Raw genomic sequence first — 19,737 nt, 5'->3', positions numbered from 1 at the left:
TTCACTATTCACCGTTTAGCAATCGGCACGTAGTCGCGTTCCGGCGCACCTGTATAGAGCTGGCGCGGGCGGCCGATCTTCTGGTGCGGATCCTCGATCATCTCCTTCCACTGCGCGATCCAGCCGACGGTGCGGGCGACCGCGAACAGCACGGTGAACATGGTGGTGGGGAAGCCCAGCGCCTTCAGCGTGATGCCGGAATAGAAATCGACGTTCGGATAAAGCTTCTTCTCGATGAAATAGGAATCGGTCAGAGCGATCCTTTCCAGTTCCATGGCGATGTCGAGCAGCGGATCGTCCTTGATGCCGAGTTCGCCCAAGACCTCATGTGCGGTCTTCTGCATGATCTTGGCGCGCGGATCGTAGTTTTTGTAGACGCGGTGGCCAAAGCCCATCAATCGGAACGGATCGTTCTTATCCTTGGCGCGGGCGATGAACTCCGGGATGTGGTCGACTTGGCCGATCTCGCCCAGCATGTTCAAGGCTGCCTCGTTGGCGCCGCCATGGGCCGGTCCCCACAGGCAGGCGATGCCGGCGGCGATGCAGGCGAACGGATTGGCGCCGGACGAGCCGGCGAGGCGAACGGTCGAGGTCGAGGCGTTCTGCTCGTGATCGGCGTGCAGGATGAAGATGCGCTCCATCGCACGCGCCAGCACCGGGTTGATCTTGTATTCCTCGCACGGCACGGCAAAGCACATATGCAGGAAGTTGGCCGCGAAATTCAGCTCGTTCTTCGGGTAAATGAAGGGCTGGCCGATGTGGTATTTGTAAGCCATCGCCGCGATCGTCGGCATCTTGGCGATCAGCCGCATCGATGCGACCATGCGCTGGTAAGGGTCCGAGATGTCGGTGGAATCGTGATAGAAAGCTGACAGCGCACCGACCACGCCGCACATCACCGCCATCGGGTGGGCGTCGCGGCGAAAGCCGGTGAAGAAGCGCGACATCTGCTCGTGCACCATGGTGTGGCGCGTCACCCGGTAGTCGAAATCGTCTTTCTGCGCCTTGGTCGGCAGTTCGCCGTAGAGCAGGAGATAACAGACTTCGAGGAAGTCGCCGTGCTCGGCCAACTGGTCGATCGGATAACCGCGATGCAAAAGGATGCCGGCATCGCCATCGATGAAGGTGATTTCCGACTCGCAACTTGCTGTCGAGGTGAAGCCGGGATCGTAGGTGAAGGCCCCGGTGGTGCTGTAAAGCGCGCCGATATCGATGACGTCAGGTCCGACCGAGCCGCTTCGCACCTTGAGTTCGTGGGTTTTGCCGCCGAATTCAAGTTTCGCGGTCGACGCGTGGGTTTTGCCGCCAAATTCCATTTTTGTCGCAGCTTCGGACATTGCAAACTCCTTTTTGTTTTCTCATGTCGGCAAAGGCAAAATTTCTGCAACGCAACACGTCGAAAGTATCGGAGTTCGCGCGTTTGCGCCCGCAATTGGATTGCGTGCCAAATTGGGCCAAGACCTAATGTTGCACTGCGAAACCCACCTTTCAATGCCAATCTTCTTGGGCCAGTTTTGCTAATCGATTTGATCCGCGACGCGCGCCAGGCTTTCCTCGCGGCCAAGCACGGCAAGCACGTCGAACACGCCGGGCGAGGTGCTCTTGCCGGTGAGCGCCGCGCGCAGAGGTTGGGCCACAGCGCCAAGCTTATGGCCGCCGGCGAGCGCATATTGGCGGATCGCCGCTTCGGCCGCTGCGGCCGTCCAATCCCCTGAAATCGCCTTCAGCGCCGCATGGGCGCCCCGCAGGATCTCGCGCGCCTCACCGCCGAGCAGCGCCGCCGCCTTCTCGTCGATCGGCAGCGGCCGCTCGGCAAACAGGAAGGCGGCACCGTCAACCAGCTCGACCAGCGTCTTGGCGCGCTCCTTCAAGCCGGGCAGGGCGGCCAGCAACTGCGCCTTGCGTGTGTCGTCGAGGCGCGCTGCGATCGCCGGGCCGCCTTCGAGATAGGGCAAGGTGTTGATGAAGATATCGAGCAATTCGGCGTCGTTCATGCGCCGCATATGCACGCCGTTCAGCGCCTCGAGCTTGGCGAAGTCGAAGCGGGCGGCCCCCTTGTTGACATCGCCGATGTCGAACCACGCAATCATGTCGGCGATCGACATGACCTCGTCGTCGCCGTGGCTCCAGCCGAGCCGCGCCAGGTAGTTGAGCAGTGCCTCGGGCAGATAGCCCATGGCGCGATAGGCTTCGACGCCGAGGGCGCCGTGCCGCTTCGACAGCTTGGCGCCGTCGGCGCCATGGATCAGCGGGATATGCGCCATTGACGGCACCTCCCAGCCCAAGGCTCGATAGATCACCATCTGGCGGGCGGCATTGGTCAGATGGTCGTCGCCGCGGATGATGTGGGTGATGCCCATGTCGTGGTCGTCGACGACGACGGCATGCATATAGGTCGGGTTGCCGTCCGAGCGCAGGATGATGAAATCGTCGAGGTCCTTGTTGGGGAAGCGGACTTCGCCCTGCACGCGGTCATGCACCACCGTCTCGCCTTCGGCCGGCGCCTTGATGCGGATCGCGCCCCTGGCGCCAACCGGCGCCTCTGACGGGTCGCGGTCGCGCCAGCGGCCGTCATAGCGGGGAGGCAAGCCCTTGGCCCGCGCACTCTCGCGCATTGCCTCCAACTCAGCGGGCGCCGCATAGCAGTAATAGGCTTTGCCGAGGCGCACCAGCTCCTCGGCGACCGCGCGGTGGCGCGGCGCGCGCTCGAACTGCGATACCGGCTCGCCGTCCCAGGTGAGGCCGAGCCAGGAGAGCCCATCGAGGATGGCAGCGGTTGCCGCATCGGTCGAACGCTCGCGATCGGTGTCCTCGATGCGCAGCAGCATCCTGCCGCCGGTGTGTTTCGCATACAGCCAGTTGAACAGCGCCGTGCGCGCCCCGCCAATATGCAGGAATCCGGTGGGCGAAGGGGCAAAACGGGTGACGACCTTGTCGGACATGGAACTCTCGGGGCAAGCGCAGGAAACGGATGTGGCTGCGCGGACTTTCGCGCGTTGCGCGTTCATGTAGCATAGGAGGTCAAGGGCGCAAGGGGCGAACCCTATGGCTGGACCAGGCCGCGGCGTGGACGAGAGCGAGGGCGCGAACGCAAGCGTCAGCGAACGATCGCTGTTCGCCGACGTTCCTCACGCTGAGCCGCTACCCGTTTCGCTGCCTGCGTCGCCGCCGGGCATCCAGCCTCTTTCGCCGGATCGCTCGGCGCCGATACCGGCTCCAGCACCCGGCCCTGTCATTCGTTTTCGCCGACAGCTCAGCCATCTTTCACCATCCGGTGTCCGCAACAGCGTGGCCTCGGCAGCCGGCCTGGAACTCGACCGCGGCGTCGCCTTCCTGCTGGTGCCGGTTTTTCTGGCATGCGGGGTGATCGTCTATTTTTCGCTTGCCGTCGAACCGGACTTTGCCCAGCCCGTCGCCGTCGTGGTCCTCACGGCATTGTGTGCGGCCGTCACGCGCTCACGCCGCAAAACGCATCTGTGCTTCATGGCAGCGTTGCTGTGCGCGCTTGGTGTGCTCGCCGCCAAGGTTGAAACCTGGCGCGCCGGAACGAAGATGCTCGGTTCGGAAATCCAGACCCGGCTGACCGGCCGTGTGGTCAGGCTCGACCAGATGGCGAACGGCCGGATCAGGCTGACCATCGACGTGATGTCGACCGCCCGGCCGACACTGCGTTATGCACCCGAACGTGTCAGGGTGTCGGCACGCAAGATTCCCGCTGAGATGACCGCAGGCTCGGTGGCAACCGGCTATGTGAGGCTTCTGCCTCCAACTGGCCCGGTCAGACCGGACAGCTTTGACTTCTCCTTCGACAGCTATTTCGCCGGTATCGGTGCCAGTGGCTTTTTCCTCGGCAGTCCAAAGATCGTCGTCTCCGAAGATGCACCGTTATCCGCACGCCTTTCTTCGTCGATCGAGAAGGCGCGCGAAACCATCGCCGACCATATCAGGGACAGCATCGGTGGTGCCGAGGGGGAGATTGCCGCTGCGTTGATCGTCGGCGTGCGTGCCGGCATCCCCGAAGAGATAAACGAATCGATGCGGCGCACCGGCATCTACCACATCATCTCCATTTCCGGCCTGCACATGGCGCTTGTCGCCGGCACCGTCATGGGATTGCTGCGCGGCGCCTTTGCGCTGTTTCCCGACTTTTCGTCGCGCCGGCCGGTCAAGAAATATGCGGCTGCTGCCGCACTCGTCTCCATCGCTGCCTATCTGATCTTTTCCGGTATCGTGGTCGCGGCTGAACGCAGCTTCATCATGCTGGCGGTAATGCTTGTCGCCGTGCTGTTCGACCGGGCGGCACTCACCATGCGCAACCTGGCGATTTCGGCCATCGCCGTTATCGTCGTGTCGCCGCACGAGGTGGTCGGCGCAAGCTTCCAGATGTCGTTCGCCGCGACTGCGGCTCTCGTGGGCGCCTATGCCGGTTGGTCCGACTATCGTGCCGACAAGGCCAAGGCGCCGCGACAGCGACGGTCACCGGCCGCTTTCGTCACGCGCAAGGTCGTCGCCGGGGCAGGCACCATCGCAATGACCTCCATCATTGCCGGCAGCGCCACCGCGCTCTTCGCCATCTGGCACTTCCAGCGCGTCTCGCCGCTCAGCCTGTTCGCCAATCTGGCCGTCATGCCGATCGTCACGATCGTCATGTTCCTGGCCGTCCTCAGCGCCCTGTCAATGCCTTTCGGCCTCGACGGCCCCTTCCTCTACATGATGGGCAAGGGCCTGACGGCGATGATCGCAATTTCGGGATGGATCTCGGAGCGTTCGCCGATCGATGCAGTCGGACTGATTTCGTTGCAATCGGTTCTGCTGGTGACGGTCGCCCTGGTCATCGCCACGATGGCGACGACGTGGCTGCGGCTTGCCGCACTTCCCTTTGCGCTCGCCGGCCTGCTGACGATTTCCGAGACGCGCACCCCCGACGTGCTGATCTCGGAGGATGCGCACCTGGTGGCGCTGCCGATCGGCGGCGGCGAACTTGCCGTCAACCGGATGCGTTCGAACGAATTCACCACCGACAACTGGAAACATGCGCTGGTTTCAACAACGATCGTCGAGCCGGAGACATTCGAAAAAGGAGATGTGCAGTTCGACATCGCCGACCCGGCCGACCTGCCGCCGGGAGCGCCTTTCACCTGCACTGCCGGCCTGTGCTTGGCCCGGCATCCGTCCGGCGCGCTCATTGCGCTCGCCGACAACCGCAAAACCGCGCGGCCGGCCTGTGCCTTTGCGGATTTGATCGTCATCGACGACGCCACAGCCTATTACAAACCCTGCCGCACCCGCTGGTTCTCGTCGTCACCAAACGGCAGCTCGCTCGCATGGGCAGTGCCGCCGTCTTCTTCGATCCGCTATCGGCGACGACGCGCGCAGAAATCCGTTTTGCCGTCAGACAGCCATACAGGCCCTGGCATGAGCAGCGGCGATTTTCGCGCGAGGCGAGGGGCCTGCCGCCATACCGCAGGGCCGAGAAACCCCAGAAGCCTGCCCTTCAGTAACGCCGGATCAGTCCGACGAGCTTGCCCTGCACCTTGACCCGGTCCGGCCCGAAGATGCGCGTCTCGTAGGCCGGATTGGCGGCTTCCAGTGCGATCGAGGCACCTTTGCGGCGGAATCGTTTCAGCGTCGCTTCCTCCTCGTCGACCAGAGCGACAATGATCTCGCCAGGCTGCGCGGTGTCGGCGTTGCGGATGATGACCGTGTCGCCGTCGAAGATGCCGGCCTCGATCATCGAATCACCCTTGACCTCCAGCGCGTAGTGCGTGCCGCCGGTGATCATGTCCGGTGGCACCGAGATCGAATGCGTCTGGTGCTGGATGGCGTCGATCGGCACACCGGCAGCGATGCGGCCCATCACCGGTATGGAGACGGTGGCAACGACGTCGTCGTCATTGCCGGCGGCACGCATGCGCGAAGGTGCCGGCTTGATCTGCCGTCCGAGGCCGCCCTGTCCAAGCCCGCCCTGGCCAAGGCTGCCTTGAATGACGCTCGGCGAGAATTTGCGCGCCGCATTGAGGCCCGGCGCGATCGAATCGGGCAGCCGCAGCACCTCCAGCGCGCGGGCGCGGTTGGGCAGGCGGCGAATGAAACCGCGTTCCTCCAGCGCCGTGATCAGCCGGTGGATCCCCGATTTGGAGGCGAGGTCGAGCGCTTCCTTCATCTCGTCGAACGAGGGCGGAATGCCGCTTTCCTTCAGTCGTTCGTGAATGAACATCAGCAGTTCATGTTGTTTGCGTGTCAGCATCGCGACCCCCAACAGAATCAGAAAAACAAACCCAGAACAAACACTATCTGTTCCAGTTGTGTTCCGCAACCATTTAAAGTTTAATGAATGTGTTGACGTTTTGTTCAGCGTAGCATCAGCACGCTGCAGGCGGCGCCCGCTGCGGCTGCGGGAGCGAATGGCTCGCGCACGACCAGTCCGTTGGCGTCGGCCAGCATTCTGAGCATCGAGGAATCCTGGATACTGAACGGCGTTGCCTCAAGCGTGCCGGCTTCTTCCTTCACCACCGCGCGTACATAGTCCTGCCTGAGATCGTTGGCCGGCATGGCGGCGCCGAGCCGCGCCTGACGCATGTCCTGGCGGAAGGCGCGGCCGCCGAGCCGCGCCAGCAGCGGCTTCAGAAAGAGCTGCGTGCAGACCAGGCTGGCCACCGGATTGCCGGGCAGGCCGATGCAGCGGATGGCGCCCAGCCGCCCGAACATCAGTGGCTTGCCGGGCCGCATGGCGATTTTCCAGAAATCAAGCGCCATGCCTTCGCCGGTCAGCACGTCATGGACGAGGTCATGGTCCCCGACCGAGGCGCCGCCCAGCGTGACGATGACGTCCGCGCCTGCGTCGACGGCTTTTGTCACCAGCGCGGCGATCGCCTCCTTGCGGTCGGGGGCGATGCCGAGATCGAGTGCGCTGGCGCCGACCGAGCGGGCCGCGGCGGCGACGCCATACGCATTGGAGGAGATGATCTGGTCGGGGCCAAGGTCGCTGCCCGGCGGCAGCAATTCGTCGCCGGTGGCGATGATGGCGACCAGCGGCCGTTTCACCACGCGGACCTGCTGGTGGTTGGCCGACGCCGCCAGCGACAATGCCGCCGGATCAAGCAGGCGGCCTTTCTCCAGCAGCGCGTCGCCCTTCGAGAAATCGAGCCCGAGGCGGCGGATGTTGCGGCCTTCAACCGTGGGCGCGGTCACTTCGACCATGCCGCCGCCGAGGTCGCGGACATTCTCCTGGATGACGATGGTGTCGGCGCCTGCAGGAAGCGGCGCGCCGGTGAAGATGCGCACGGCCTGCGCCGGGCCGACTGTTCCGGCAAAGCCTCGTCCGGCCGGCGCCATGCCGATCACCGAAAGTCTCGCGGGCACGGACGCGACATCGTCGGCCCGCACGGCATAGCCGTCCATGGCCGACGCGTTGAATGGCGGCTGGGTGCGGAGCGCCATGAGCGGCTCCGCCAGCACGCGGTCGGCGGCATCCATCAGGGCGACGCTTTCAGCCTGCAAGGGCGCAGCATCCGCAAGCAGGTGCTCGAGCGCCTCGGCGACCGCCAGCAGCGCCATTATTGGCCTGCCCCCTGGGCATCCGCCTTGTAGTCGCCGGATTTGCCGCCGGTTTTTTCCACCAGCCTGATGCCGGAGATCGCCATGCCGCGATCGACCGCCTTGGCCATATCATAGATGGTCAGGCAGGCGACCGAGACGGCGGTCAGCGCTTCCATCTCGACGCCGGTCTTGCCGGTGACGCGGGCCAGCGCCGTGACCTTCAGGCCGGGCACCGTCGCGTCAGGTTCGATGTCTACCGATACCTTGGTCAACAGCAGCGGATGGCAGAGCGGGATCAGTTCATGCGTCCTCTTGGCCGCCATGATGCCGGCGATGCGCGCCGTGCCCAGCACGTCGCCCTTCTTGGCATCGCCGTCGAGAATCATTTTCAGCGTTTCGGGCCGCATCGAGACAAGACCTTCGGCGATTGCCGTGCGGGTCGTCTCCGCCTTGTCGCCGACATCGACCATATTGGCTTCGCCTTTCGCGCCAAGATGGGTGAGGGCGGCCGACATCGTCAGGTCACCCTGGAGCGACGTGCGTCCGTTTGGACGCACAAAGTACACTCTGACGCTTTGCATCTATGCATCATGCTCTCCGAACATCGATTCCGATTTTCGGGCAGATGCATTGGCGGGCGCCTTGCCCGTCAAAAGCAGGTGCGTCGCAGTGGCCACGTCCTGTTGCCGCATCAGGCTCTCGCCGACGAGGAAAGTGCCAATGTCGCTCCGTTCCAGCCTGCGGCAGTCCTGGTGCGAGAAAATACCGCTCTCGCTGACCAGCAGCCGGTCGGCCGGCACCATCGCCGCGAGCCGCTCCGATGTCTCGATGCTGGTTTCGAACGTCCGCAGATTGCGGTTGTTGATGCCGATCAGCCGCGACGACAGTTTCAGCGCGCGTTCCGTCTCGGCCTCGTCATGCACCTCGACCAGCGCATCCATGCCGAGCTCGAACGCCGTCGTCTCGAGTTCCCTGGCCACGGCGTCATCGACGCTCGCCATGATGATCAGGATGGCGTCCGCGCCCCACGCACGGGCCTCGAACACCTGATAGGGCTCGAATAGAAAATCCTTGCGCAAAGCCGGCAATGTCACGGCGCTGCGCGCATTGGTGAGGAATTCAGGCGCCCCTTGGAAAGACGGCGCATCGGTCAGCACCGAGAGGCAGGCAGCCCCACCTTTGGCATAGGCCCTGGCCAGCGCCGGCGGATCGAAATCGGCGCGGATCAGGCCCTTGGACGGGCTCGCCTTCTTGATCTCGGCGATCAGCGCGAAACTGCCGGATTTGCGTTTGGCTTCAAGGGCCGAGAGAAAGCCGCGTGGTGCGTCGGTATCCTTTGCCCGCGCCTTGATTTCGGCAAGCGGCACCCGCGCCTTCGCCGCCGCGATCTCGTCGCGCTTGTAGGCTTCGATCTTGCGCAGGATATCAGACACGGCGCTATCCGTTCGAAATCTCGACCAGCCGGTCAAGCACCTTCAGCGCCCGGCCGCTGTCGATGGCTTGCGCCGCCGTCGCCATGCCATCGGCAAGCGTCGTCGCCTTTCCCGCCACCACCAGTCCGGCGCCGGCGTTCATCAGCACCGTATCGCGAAAGGCACCGGCAGCGCCGCCCAGCATGTCGCGCAGCGCCTGGGCGTTGTAGGCGGCATCGCCGCCGCGCAACTCGTCCTTGGTATGCCGCTTCAGCCCGACCGCTTCCGGGGTCAGCGTAAAGCTGCGGATCTCGCCGCCGACCAGTTCGGCGACCTGGGTTTCGCCGGTGGTGGTGATCTCGTCATAGCCGTCGCCATGGGCGACCCAGGCGTGGTCGGCGCCCAGTGCCTTCAACGTCTCGGCCACCGGAATAATCCATTCCGGCAAGAAGACGCCAACCATCTGCCTGACGACACCAGCCGGATTGGAGAGCGGGCCAAGCAGGTTGAAGATGGTGCGGGTGCCGAGCTCGACGCGGATCGGGCCGACATGCTTCATCGCCGGATGATGCGCCGGCGCGAACATGAAGCCGACGCCTGCGTCGTGGATGCAGCGGCCGATCGTTTCCGGCGGGATGTCGAGCTTGACGCCGAGCGCGGTCAGCACGTCGGCGGCGCCGGTCTGCGAGGACAGTCCGCGATTGCCGTGCTTGGCCACCGGCACGCCGCAGGCGGCGATGACGAAGGCGGATGCGGTCGAGATGTTGACGCTGTGCGAATTGTCGCCGCCGGTGCCGACGATGTCGATGGCGCCAGCCGGCGCGTCGACGCGCAGCATCTTGGCGCGCATGGTGGCGACAGCGCCGGAAATCTCGCTCACCGTCTCGCCGCGCACGCGCAGCGCCATCAGGAAGCCGCCGATCTGGCCGGGCGTAGCGTCGCCCGACATGATGATGTCGAAGGCATCGCGCGCTTCCTCGAAGGAAAGCGAGCTGCCGGCGGCGACCTTGGCGATATGGGTCTTGAGCGCGCTCATCTGGTCAGGGCTTGGGCAACGGCGGTCTGGTCGATGCGAACGTCATATTGCGTCTGCAGCTGCGCCACCAACTGGTCGAGCAGGTCGTCGGACATGCCGGCGGTGAACGATTTCTGCGCGTCGTCCGGCACCGAGCTGGCGTCGGCACCGGCAGGCTCGAAGACTTCGGCGATCCTGAACAGGATCTGTCCGTCGCCGGTGGGCGAGGAGATCAATCCGGTCCCGCCTTCGCCTTCGCCGAACATCGCAGCCGCCCCTTCCTTGCCGAATTCGGCGTCGTCCGCCCCGCGCTTGACGCCGCGCTTGGTCTGCTTCTCAAGCTTGAGCTCGCTCGCGATCACGTCGAGCGTGGTGCCGGCCTCGAGACGCTTTTCGAGCTCCTGCGCTTTTGCGGTGAGCCGCTTGGTCGTTTCCGCCGCCGTCCAGTCGGCCACTACCTTCTGGCGGACTTCATCCAGCGTGCGGTCGCGGGCCGGCGTGACCGAATCCACCTCGTAGAACACGAAGCCATTGTTGGCGGTGGTGAGGTCGGGATTCTCGGTGCCGGGTTCGGCATCGAACACCGCCTTGATGAGCTCCGGCGATTCCGGCAGATCCTTGACGATGGCGCCGTCCGGCCTCAGGCCGGTGCGATCGATCGCGTCGACGGTGACGACCTTCAGCTTCAGCTTTTCGGCCGCTTCCTTGAGCGTGCTGCCCGAAGCGCGGCTATCTTCGTAGCTGTCATGGACGTCGAGCAGAATGCGGCTTGCCTCGCCGAGCGCCAGGTCCTTGCGGATGTCGGCGGCCACTTCGGCCAGCGGCTTCACCACTTCGGGCTTGATCTCGGTGACGCGCAGCAGAACCGGACCGAAGGCGCCCTGAACGACCGGGCTGACTTCGTTGACCTTGAGCGCAAAGGCCGCATCCGCCACCGCCTTGTCGGCGATCTTGTCCTTGGACAGCGTGCCGAGCAGCGTGTCGGCCTGCGTCTTGCCCTCGGCGGCGACGAGTTTGTCGAAGGTCGCGCCGGTCTCGAGTGAATCGAGCGCGGCCTTCGCGGCATCGGGCGTTTTGAACACGAGCTGTTCGATGGTGCGCGTTTCCGGCGTGGTGTAGCGCCCCTTGTTCTTGTTGTAGTCGTCGCTGACCTGCTGGTCGGTCACAGCACTCACATCCATGATGTCTTCCGGCTCGAGCCTGACATAGGAGAATTTGCGGTATTCGGGCGCCGCATAGGTCTTCTTGTTTTCCTCGAAATAGGCCGAAAGCGTAGTGTCGGATGGCGCTTCGATCGGCTCGACCAGCGATTTCGGCAAGGTCAAATAGTCGATGGTGCGGTCTTCGCCACGATAAAGCGCCACCGCCCTCAAGAACGTATTCGGGGCCTTGAGGCCGTCCGAAACCGCCTCGACGATCTGCTGGCGCACAGCCAGCTGGGCGCGATTCCTGAGATAGTCTTCCGGCCGCATGCCGACCTGTTGCAGTATGTATTCGAAAGTCCTTCTGTCGAAGTTGCCGCCGGGACCCTTGAAGGCCGGGTCTTCATGCGTGAGTTGGGCCAGCCGGTCCTTGGACAGCCCAAGCCCGAGCTTGCGGGCCTGCTCATCGAGGACCGCGCCCGACACGAGTTGCGCCAGCACCTGGTTGTCGAGGCCGAGCGCCGTCGCCTGCTCGCGGCTGATGCGCTGGCCGAATTGCTGCGACATCACGCTGATCTGCCGGTCATAGGCCAGCCGATACTCGTTGATCGACACTTTAGTGCCGCCGGCCGTGACAACGGCGTCGTGGCCTGCAAAACCACCGACCATCTGTCCGGAAATGCCCCAGACGGCGAAGCTCAACACCAACAATATCAGCAGCGCTTTCGCGATCCAGGTCCCCGCGGCGCTTCTCAAGATACCAAGCATGGTCACTTCCGATTTTTTCGCGCATTTTCGCATGCGCCGAGTCTGAAACAAGCGCAATAGCGTCCTTCCGGCCCACTGTCGATTGCTTTGTGGGCTGAGTTTGGTAGTGAGGACGCAGCCGAATATTGCCCGGAGAAGCAAATCCCATGACGCTTGGAATCCGCCCGTTGGTCGCTGGCAACTGGAAAATGAACGGCACCAGCGCCTCGCTCAACGAACTCAGGATGATCGGCAACGGCTTCATGAGCGGGCTCGATGCCGAGACCGAAGCGCTGGTCTGCGTTCCGGCGACGCTGCTTGCGCATGCCGCGGAGATCTTGTCGCGCACGCCGGTCCGGGCCGGGGGCGAGGATTGCCACAGCAAGGAGAGCGGCGCCCATACCGGCTGTATTTCGGCCGAGATGCTGAAAGATGCGGGCGCCAGCCACGTCATCGTCGGCCATTCCGAACGCCGCGCCGATCACAATGAGGACGACGCCATTGTCCAGGCAAAGGCGTCCGCCGCGTGGCGCGCCGGGCTGGTTGCCATCATCTGCATCGGCGAGACGAGAGCCGAGCGCGAGGCGGGCGCCACGCTCGACGTGCTGTCGCGCCAGGTCGCCGGCTCGGTGCCGCCGACTGCAACGGCATCGAATACCGTCATCGCCTACGAGCCGGTATGGGCGATCGGCACGGGACTGACGCCGACTGTCGCCGACGTTGCTGAGGCGCATGCGCATATTCGCGAAAAACTGTCGGAAAGGCTTGGCAGCGCAGCGGCAAAGATGCGCATCCTCTATGGCGGATCGGTCAAGCCGTCGAACGCGGTCGAACTGCTTGGCGTAAACAACGTCGACGGCGCGCTGGTCGGCGGCGCCAGCCTGAAGGCGGCGGACTTTCTCGGCATTGCCGAAGCTTATCGAAATATCTCCTAAAGCGCGTCGCGTTTGGCCGGCCTAATGCGGGGTCAGGCCCAAGGGCATGCTTTTGCGCGACATGCTTTAGCATCGAAAGGCTGTCGGGCACTTCGGATACTGTTTCGCAGCGGAAAATGTTGCAACGGCCGCATTGCTTCCCATATTCCGGCCACGGGCTTGGAATTGCCGTCAAAGCATTGTATTGAGCCGCCTCCAAATCACCGGTCGTATCTGCGGCCGCGCAAGGCTTTGCCAGGATAAATTATGGAAACCGTACTGATCGTCGTCCACCTCATGGTCGTGCTCGCTCTTGTCGGCGTGGTGCTGCTGCAGCGCTCCGAAGGCGGCGGCCTCGGCATCGGCGGCGGATCGGGCTTCATGACCGCGCGCGGTGCCGCCAACGCGCTGACGCGGGCGACGGCGATCCTGGCGGCGGCGTTCTTCGCCACCTCGCTGACCTTGTCGATCGTCGCCCGTTACGGCGAGAAGCCGATCGACATTCTCGATCGCGTGCCTGTGACGAACGGCGGGGGCGGCGTGCTCAACCAGTTGCCTGGCACCACGACGCCGACACCGCCGTCCGGCAATACGGCGCCAACGCCGCCTTCCGGCAATGATGCCGCAGCCCCGGCCCCCGCTGCACCGCCAGCGGCGGGAGCGACCACGCCGCCGGCCACAAACGGCGCTACCCAGCCAGTAACGCCGCAGGTTCCAAACCAGTAATCAGCAGACGTCCGTCGCCGCGATCTGTTGTTGTTTGAACACAGTCGCGGCAAATGCCGCACGATCACGAGGATTCGACCGGGCGCGGCACGCCAGGGCGCTTGAGGCGTCTCCGATTAATCGATTATAGATTGCGCGCGGCACATTCGGGGTCCTTGGGGGACGCCGGGCGACGCCGTGGCAACAAGCATTGAACGATCGGATCTTCGCCATGCAGCTTCGCAGCTTCATTTTAGCCGGCCTTTGGGCCGTGCTCAGCCTTGGTGCGCCCGCTTACGCGGCCATGCCGGCGGGCAATTCGGCCCCTAAATCCGCAGTCACAACTGACGTCGTCTACGTCGCCGCCAAAAGCGACACGGCGCAACTCAAGCTCCTCAAGAAGAAAAAAGACCCGAGCGCGGCAGATCTTGCCCAGATCAGGAAGATCGAAGCCAAGATCGCGGCTGACAAGCAGTCTGCTCGAGTAAAGGCGATCGAGGCAAGGAAGCTGGCGATGCGCGAGGCGGCCAAAGCCAGGTCGGACGCGGAACGGCAGGCGTTTCTTGCCAGGAAGGGCCTCGTCAAGAAGGATAAGTCCGCTGGCAAGGCCAGGCTGGCCGATGCCAGGCCGGTCAAGATCATCGACCCGATTCAACCCATCGCCGCAATCCAGTCGGCCGAGGCAATTCCCGCCGAGGCCATGAACGTCGCGCTGACCGGCAACAACGGCGAATTGCGCAGCGAGCCGGTCGGACAGAAGCCCCAGCGCGTCGGGCTGTTCGCCGGCCTGTTCGGCGGCACGTCCTCGTCGATGTCGCTGCTCCCCGAGACCCGCGCCCTCGATGCCGCGCTCGCCAGCAAGGAAGCCAGGAAGCAGTTCAAGGTGAAGCCGGAGTTCGTGCCGCAAGAGGTCGAGTTCACCGGCTACAGCCCCGGCACCATCGTCATCGATACGAGTGCGCGCCGCCTCTATCTCGTCGAATCCTCCTGGACCGCCCGCCGTTATGCGATTGCGGTCGGTCGTGACGGCCTGCAGTTCAAGGGCACGGTCGCCGTCGGCGACAAGCAGGAATGGCCCCGCTGGATCCCGACGCTCGACATGCAGAAGCGTGAGCCGAAGAATTACGGCCGGTACAAGGACGGCATGCCCGGCGGCGGCGATAACCCGCTCGGCGCGCGCGCCATCTATCTCTACGACGGCAGGAAGGACACCCATCTGCGCATTCACGGCACCATTGCGCCGCAGTCGATCGGGACGAGCTCCTCCAACGGCTGTTTCCGCATGATCAACGAGCACGTCATGGACCTTTATCGCAGGGTGAAAGTGGGCACCAGGGTCGTCATCATCTGACGCCTTGACGGGTCAAACAAAAGGGCCGGCCTCGCCGGCCCTTTTGCTTTGGTTCGAGCATCACCAGGGCGCCTTCTTGGGAAAAAGCCTTCGCGGCGGTTTTTTCTCTGGCGGAATCAATTCGGCCGCGTTAAGCGATGACTCCCATGGCGCGATATGTATTCATCACAGGCGGCGTGGTTTCCTCACTCGGAAAAGGCATCGCTGCAGCGGCCCTTGGGGCTCTCTTGCAGGCGCGAGGCTATCGCGCGCGCATCAAGAAGCTCGATCCCTATCTCAATGTCGATCCCGGCACGATGTCGCCATACCAGCATGGCGAAGTCTTCGTGACGGATGACGGCGCCGAGACCGATCTCGATCTTGGCCATTATGAGCGGTTCACCGGCCGCTCGGCCAACCAGCAGGACAACATCACCACGGGCCGCATCTACAAGAATATCATCGAGCGGGAGCGACGCGGCGATTATCTTGGCGCCACCGTGCAGGTCATTCCGCATGTCACCGACGAGATCAAGAATTTCATTCTCAACGGCAATGACGACTATGACTTCGTCCTGTGCGAGATCGGCGGCACCGTCGGCGACATCGAGGCGATGCCGTTTCTGGAGGCGATCCGCCAACTTGGCAACGACCTGCCGCGCAACAACGCCGTCTACGTGCACCTGACGCTGATGCCCTATATTCCAACGGCGGGCGAATTGAAGACCAAGCCGACCCAGCATTCGGTCAAGGAATTGCGCGGCATCGGCATCGCGCCCGACATCCTGCTGGTCCGCGCCGACCGCCCCATCCCCAGGGAAGAGCGCCGCAAACTGTCGCTGTTCTGCAATGTGCGCGAGAGCGCGGTCATCCAGGCGCTCGACGTGCCGCACATCTACGACGTGCCGATGGCCTATCACAATGAAGGGCTGGATTCGGAAGTGCTCGCCGCTTTCGGCATCGATCCGGCGCCGAAGCCGCGGATGGAGCCGTGGCAAGCGGTGTCCAAACGCATCCACAACCCGGAGGGCGAGGTGACCATCGCCGTCGTCGGCAAATATACCGGCCTCAAGGACGCCTACAAATCGCTGATCGAGGCGCTGTCGCATGGCGGTCTCGCCAACCGCGTCAAGGTCAAGCTCGACTGGATCGAGAGCGAGATATTCGAGAAGGAAGACCCGGCGCCGTGGCTGGAAAAGGTCCACGGCATTCTGGTCCCCGGCGGTTTTGGCGAGCGCGGCGCGGAAGGCAAGATCCTTGCGGCGAAGTTCGCCCGCGAGCGAAAAGTGCCGTATTTCGGCATCTGCTTCGGCATGCAGATGGCCTGCATCGAGGCAGCGCGTTCGCTGGCCGGCGTCAAGCACGCCTCGTCGACCGAATTCGGTCCGACCGAGGAACCGGTCGTCGGCCTGATGACGGAATGGCTGAAAGGCAACATGCTGGAGAAGCGCAGGGAAACCGGCGATCTCGGCGGCACCATGCGGCTCGGTGCCTATCAGGCGGACCTCGCCAGGGGCTCGAAGATCGCCGAGATCTATGGCGACACGCAGATTTCCGAGCGCCACCGCCACCGCTACGAGGTCAATGTCGACTACAAGGAGCGGCTAGAAGATTGCGGCCTGGTTTTTGCCGGCATGTCGCCGGACGGCGTGCTGCCGGAAACGGTCGAATATCCCGACCATCCCTGGTTCATCGGCGTGCAATATCATCCCGAGCTGAAAAGCCGGCCGCTTGACCCGCACCCGCTGTTTGCCAGCTTCATCGAGGCGGCGGTGGAGCAGAGCCGCTTGGTCTAAATCGACAGGCTATCGTCCGGGCTAGCATGCAAACCTACGTCGCTCTGCTTTACAGCATCGTGCTCAGCGAGGGGCGGCGTGTCGTCATGTCCGATCTCAGGGCCATGACAGAAGGCCTGGGCCTGAACAACCCGCGCACGCTGGTGGCGACCGGCAATCTGGTTTTCGAGACGAAAGAAACAGAGATTGCCGCGCTGGAGCGCCGATTGGAGACGGCGTTCCAAAAGACTTTTGGCCGCCATGTCGACATCATCGTGCGCCGCGCGGATGACTGGTTGAAGCTTGCGGCCGGCAATCCGTTTCCCACCGAATCGGCTGTCGCCGGGGATCAGGTAGCGGTGCGCGTGATGCGCAGGCCCGTTGCCGCTGAGGCCGTTGCGGCGCTGGAGGCCTATATCGGCAAGGATGAGCGGATGCAGGCGGTCGGCGGTGACATCTGGATGTTCTTTTCGCGCGAGACGCCAAGCTCGCGCCTTGTGGCGGCGATAAGCCATAAACGGCTCGGCATCGGCACCTCGCGCAACTGGAACACCGTGCGCAAATTGGCCGAGATGGTCGGCAAATAGGACTCCCCCTTCGCCCAGGAAGAAGGGGAAATTGGAAATCTTGGCGTCGAAACTGTCCGCGATTTCCTTCGAGAGGTGATCGAGATTTCGGAATGTCTTTGGCGTGAATCCTTCCGGGAGCGTGGTCGCCTTTGCTGGATCCAATCTCCTGTGGGCACCTGTAAGCAGCCCAATGAAGACCATGTTCCTTGATCCAGGCGCATGGCCTGTCCATCGAGATCGATCCGCAACACCACCCCGTGCTGGGCCTGTTCTCCGGGAAGTGTCCACTTGTAATCGACGACGGATTTGCTAAGTGTAGTTGCGTGCAACCACAATGGAGGCAACGGCAGTGAAACACATCAACATTCGCGAAGCCAAGGCCACTTTGACGGCACTCGTCGATGCGGCCGAGGCCGGCGACCCGATCACGATCACGAGGCACGGCAAGCCAGTGGCAGCTATCGTTCCGATCGACGAAGCGAGGAAGATTTACCCCGAGAAGCCCAGCCTTGCGGAATACCTGCTGTCGTTCCCCGGTTGGCCCGAGGGCTTCGAACCGGAGCGCGACCGCACCCAGCAAAGCCGCGAGGTTAACCTTTGACCTCATACCTTTTCGACACCTCGGTGCTGTCGGCGACCGCGCCGGGAAAGCCTCCGCTGCCCCCAAATGCGGCAGCTTGGCTATTGCAGCAGACGGGCAACTTGTTTGTGCCTGCCTTTGCCCTCCACGAACTTCGGAGAGGCATCGCCAAGCTCGACCGCTCGGGAGCCACGGCGAAGGCTCAGACGCTAATGGCGTGGCTGCAGGGCATCATGACGGGCTACAGGGCGGAAATCTTACCGATCGATGCGGCGGTGGCGTTGGAGGCAGGCCTCATGGAAGACGCCGCCACAGCCGCAGGGAGTCATCCAGGGCTGGCTGACATTCTCATCGCTGCGACCGCTAAAGCGAACTCCTTGACGCTCCTGACTGGGAACCTGAGACACTTCCAGCCCTTAGGAGTTCCCTGCCTCGATCCACTGACGCTTTGACGGAGAAGAGATCCCAAAGGGGTCTGCTGCGGCTAGCCAAATCCGGTTGCGTAATCCGCATACCTCAAATGCGGGATGAGCGCCTCCAGGCCCCCGCTCGGGATAGTTGACGTCGCAGTGCGGCGGCGAGCAACGGTTCATCACATGTTTGTCACGTTTGGTGATTCGATTTCGGCCGCGTGATGTGAAAGACTTCGTTTTTGGCCCGACTTTTTCATCATAGGGCCCTGTTTGCCGGAAACCACATGGTCAACAGTGAGTTTAAAGGTTCGATCAGGCACATAGCGATCGACCGGGAGGAAACAATGGATCGCCTGCAATTCTTTACGCCTGTGCGTATTTCGCGCGGGCAGGAAAGTCCTGCCGAAGAAATTGATAGCGTAGCCGAAGCGATGGAGTTCTTGCGTAGATGGCCAATCGGCCGGCGTGGGCCCGTCTACCAATGCGCGGTGAATTGCTGCTCCGCGGCTCTGGCGGGCCGGATGTCGGCAGAGGAAGCAAGGAAGGCTTTTACCGGCTTCGCCCGCATCACGCGCTTGCTCGACGACGACATGGCTCTGCCGATAGGCGGCGGCAATGTTGATAGCGTGCATGCGCTGAGGCGATGAACGTTCCTATTTGACCCCTGCCAGGAACGGGGCGCGGCAAAGTCACAGCACCTCGAAAGTCACTGCACCTCGACCGGGGCAGCGAAGACGTAGCCAGCGCCCCGCTCGGTGACAATGAGTTTCGGCTCGCTCGGGCTGACCTCGAGCTTGCGGCGCAGGCGCAGTATCTGCACATCGATACTGCGGTCAAACACCTCTTCGTCGTGAATCCTGCTGGCAGCGAGAAGCTGCTCGCGGCTCAGGATTTGTTGCGGCGATTGCAGGAAGGCTGCCAGCAGGTTGAACTCGCCGGCGGTCAGCGGCGTCGCTTCGCCGGCAGGCGACCTCAGGCGCCGCATCCGCATGTCGAGTTCCCAGCCGGCAAAGCGGTAACGCTTGGGCTTCTTGCCAGGCGACTGCTGGCGTGTTGACCCCGATCGCCGCAGCACGGCGCGAACGCGCGCAAGCAGTTCCCTGAGGCTGAAGGGCTTGGTGATGTAGTCGTCAGCCCCGAGTTCCAGGCCGACGACGCGATCCACCTCGTCGCGCCTGTGGCCGGTGATGATGATGATGGGCGGCGCTTCCGGCGGACTGCCGAGTTGCCGCATGATTTCAAACCCGTCCTCGTCGGCAAGCCGCATGTCGAGGAGCACCAGGTCTACCGGTCTTTCATTGAGGACGCGCGACATGGCCCGGCTGTCGGCAACAGCGCTAACCCTGAAATTCTCGCTCTCCAGGTAATTGGTGAGCATCTCGCGAATTTCGGGGTCGTCATCGACGACAAGAATATGCTTCGCCGCCGCTGCCTGTTCGATTGTGCCTTTCGACTGCTCTTCGTAGCGCGTGTTCTGTTCGGCTAACATCTCAGACCGTCCGCAGGTATGGAACCCATGACCGAGCCGTTGCTTTATTAGACTTAACATTAGACTTAACGCCGATTAACGGCGATTTGTTGGTAAGCACCGATAAT

The 19,737-nt window shown here is 63.2% G+C and carries 17 protein-coding genes and 1 pseudogene; 9 read left to right on the top strand and 9 right to left on the bottom strand.

What is annotated here, in order from left to right; all coding sequences use genetic code 11:
• Window positions 1-8: 8 nt before the first annotated feature.
• Together gltA and gltX are read right to left on the bottom strand one after the other, a co-directional pair.
• Window positions 9-1,337 carry a citrate synthase gene (gltA, locus tag AC0L2R_RS08590; protein ID WP_031255684.1) on the bottom strand — a complete coding sequence of 443 codons (1,329 nt, stop codon included), beginning with the start codon at window positions 1,335-1,337 and terminating at the stop codon, window positions 9-11.
• A 180-nt stretch (window positions 1,338-1,517) separates the two neighbouring features.
• Window positions 1,518-2,942 carry a glutamate--tRNA ligase gene (gene gltX, locus AC0L2R_RS08585; RefSeq protein WP_473508461.1) on the bottom strand — a complete coding sequence of 475 codons (1,425 nt, stop codon included), beginning with the start codon at window positions 2,940-2,942 and terminating at the stop codon, window positions 1,518-1,520.
• A gap of 103 nt (window positions 2,943-3,045) precedes the next feature.
• On the opposite strand from gltX, the pseudogene AC0L2R_RS08580 reads away from it, so the two are divergent.
• A pseudogene (locus AC0L2R_RS08580) lies at window positions 3,046-5,501 on the top strand (ComEC/Rec2 family competence protein).
• Here AC0L2R_RS08580 and lexA read toward each other — a convergent pair.
• From lexA to AC0L2R_RS08550, 6 genes are all read right to left on the bottom strand, one after another.
• Window positions 5,495-6,247 carry a transcriptional repressor LexA gene (gene lexA / locus AC0L2R_RS08575; RefSeq protein WP_027151887.1) on the bottom strand — a complete coding sequence of 251 codons (753 nt, stop codon included), beginning with the start codon at window positions 6,245-6,247 and terminating at the stop codon, window positions 5,495-5,497. The pseudogene AC0L2R_RS08580 and the gene lexA sit on opposite strands and share 7 nt — an antisense overlap.
• A gap of 104 nt (window positions 6,248-6,351) precedes the next feature.
• On the bottom strand, window positions 6,352-7,557 hold the full coding sequence (locus AC0L2R_RS08570; RefSeq protein ID WP_473508460.1) for a molybdopterin molybdotransferase MoeA: 1,206 nt from the start codon (window positions 7,555-7,557) through the stop codon (window positions 6,352-6,354).
• The gene (gene moaC, locus AC0L2R_RS08565; protein ID WP_473508459.1) at window positions 7,557-8,054 is read right to left on the bottom strand and encodes a cyclic pyranopterin monophosphate synthase MoaC; all 498 of its coding nucleotides are present in this window, start codon (window positions 8,052-8,054) and stop codon (window positions 7,557-7,559) included. The genes AC0L2R_RS08570 and moaC overlap by 1 nt, the downstream gene beginning before the upstream one ends.
• A 66-nt stretch (window positions 8,055-8,120) precedes the next feature.
• Entirely contained in the window at window positions 8,121-8,972 is an 852-nt protein-coding gene (gene trpC / locus AC0L2R_RS08560; protein WP_473508458.1) for an indole-3-glycerol phosphate synthase TrpC, read from the bottom strand.
• 4 nt (window positions 8,973-8,976) lie between these two features.
• The gene (gene trpD, locus AC0L2R_RS08555; protein WP_473508457.1) at window positions 8,977-9,987 is read right to left on the bottom strand and encodes an anthranilate phosphoribosyltransferase; all 1,011 of its coding nucleotides are present in this window, start codon (window positions 9,985-9,987) and stop codon (window positions 8,977-8,979) included.
• Window positions 9,984-11,876 (bottom strand): SurA N-terminal domain-containing protein, encoded by a 1,893-nt coding sequence (locus AC0L2R_RS08550; RefSeq protein WP_473508456.1) that lies wholly within the window; start codon window positions 11,874-11,876, stop codon window positions 9,984-9,986. The genes trpD and AC0L2R_RS08550 overlap by 4 nt, the downstream gene beginning before the upstream one ends.
• Before the next feature lie 146 nt (window positions 11,877-12,022).
• Here AC0L2R_RS08550 and tpiA point away from each other — a divergent pair, with 146 nt between their 5' ends.
• The 8 genes from tpiA (at window position 12,023) to AC0L2R_RS08510 (ending at window position 18,788) form a co-directional block, all read left to right on the top strand.
• Entirely contained in the window at window positions 12,023-12,790 is a 768-nt protein-coding gene (gene tpiA / locus AC0L2R_RS08545) for a triose-phosphate isomerase (RefSeq protein ID WP_473508455.1), read from the top strand.
• Between the two features lie 246 nt (window positions 12,791-13,036).
• The gene (secG, locus tag AC0L2R_RS08540; RefSeq protein WP_023801242.1) at window positions 13,037-13,495 is read left to right on the top strand and encodes a preprotein translocase subunit SecG; all 459 of its coding nucleotides are present in this window, start codon (window positions 13,037-13,039) and stop codon (window positions 13,493-13,495) included.
• A 211-nt stretch (window positions 13,496-13,706) separates the two neighbouring features.
• Window positions 13,707-14,825, top strand: coding sequence for a L,D-transpeptidase (locus AC0L2R_RS08535; protein ID WP_473508454.1), 1,119 nt, complete (start codon window positions 13,707-13,709; stop codon window positions 14,823-14,825).
• A gap of 137 nt (window positions 14,826-14,962) precedes the next feature.
• Entirely contained in the window at window positions 14,963-16,600 is a 1,638-nt protein-coding gene (locus tag AC0L2R_RS08530) for a CTP synthase (protein WP_084646645.1), read from the top strand.
• 26 nt (window positions 16,601-16,626) lie between these two features.
• A complete protein-coding gene (locus AC0L2R_RS08525; protein WP_473508453.1) occupies window positions 16,627-17,166 on the top strand; it encodes a DUF1697 domain-containing protein in 540 nt (179 codons plus the stop codon).
• 331 nt (window positions 17,167-17,497) lie between these two features.
• Complete coding sequence (locus tag AC0L2R_RS08520) at window positions 17,498-17,749, top strand: type II toxin-antitoxin system Phd/YefM family antitoxin (protein WP_236374081.1); 252 nt, start codon at window positions 17,498-17,500, stop codon at window positions 17,747-17,749.
• Window positions 17,746-18,180: a PIN domain-containing protein gene (locus AC0L2R_RS08515; protein ID WP_473508452.1), complete on the top strand. Its 435-nt coding sequence runs from the start codon at window positions 17,746-17,748 to the stop codon at window positions 18,178-18,180. Before AC0L2R_RS08520 ends, AC0L2R_RS08515 begins: the two co-directional genes overlap by 4 nt.
• A gap of 305 nt (window positions 18,181-18,485) precedes the next feature.
• The gene (locus AC0L2R_RS08510; protein ID WP_027151877.1) at window positions 18,486-18,788 is read left to right on the top strand and encodes a DUF982 domain-containing protein; all 303 of its coding nucleotides are present in this window, start codon (window positions 18,486-18,488) and stop codon (window positions 18,786-18,788) included.
• Between the two features lie 59 nt (window positions 18,789-18,847).
• Here AC0L2R_RS08510 and AC0L2R_RS08505 read toward each other — a convergent pair whose 3' ends face one another.
• Window positions 18,848-19,630 carry a response regulator gene (locus AC0L2R_RS08505; RefSeq protein WP_473508451.1) on the bottom strand — a complete coding sequence of 261 codons (783 nt, stop codon included), beginning with the start codon at window positions 19,628-19,630 and terminating at the stop codon, window positions 18,848-18,850.
• Window positions 19,631-19,737: the final 107 nt, after the last annotated feature.

The organism is Mesorhizobium sp. WSM4820 (assembly GCF_055811075.1).
Note: the sequence above shows the minus strand (reverse complement) of the source record. Positions and strands in the feature narration are given on the sequence as shown.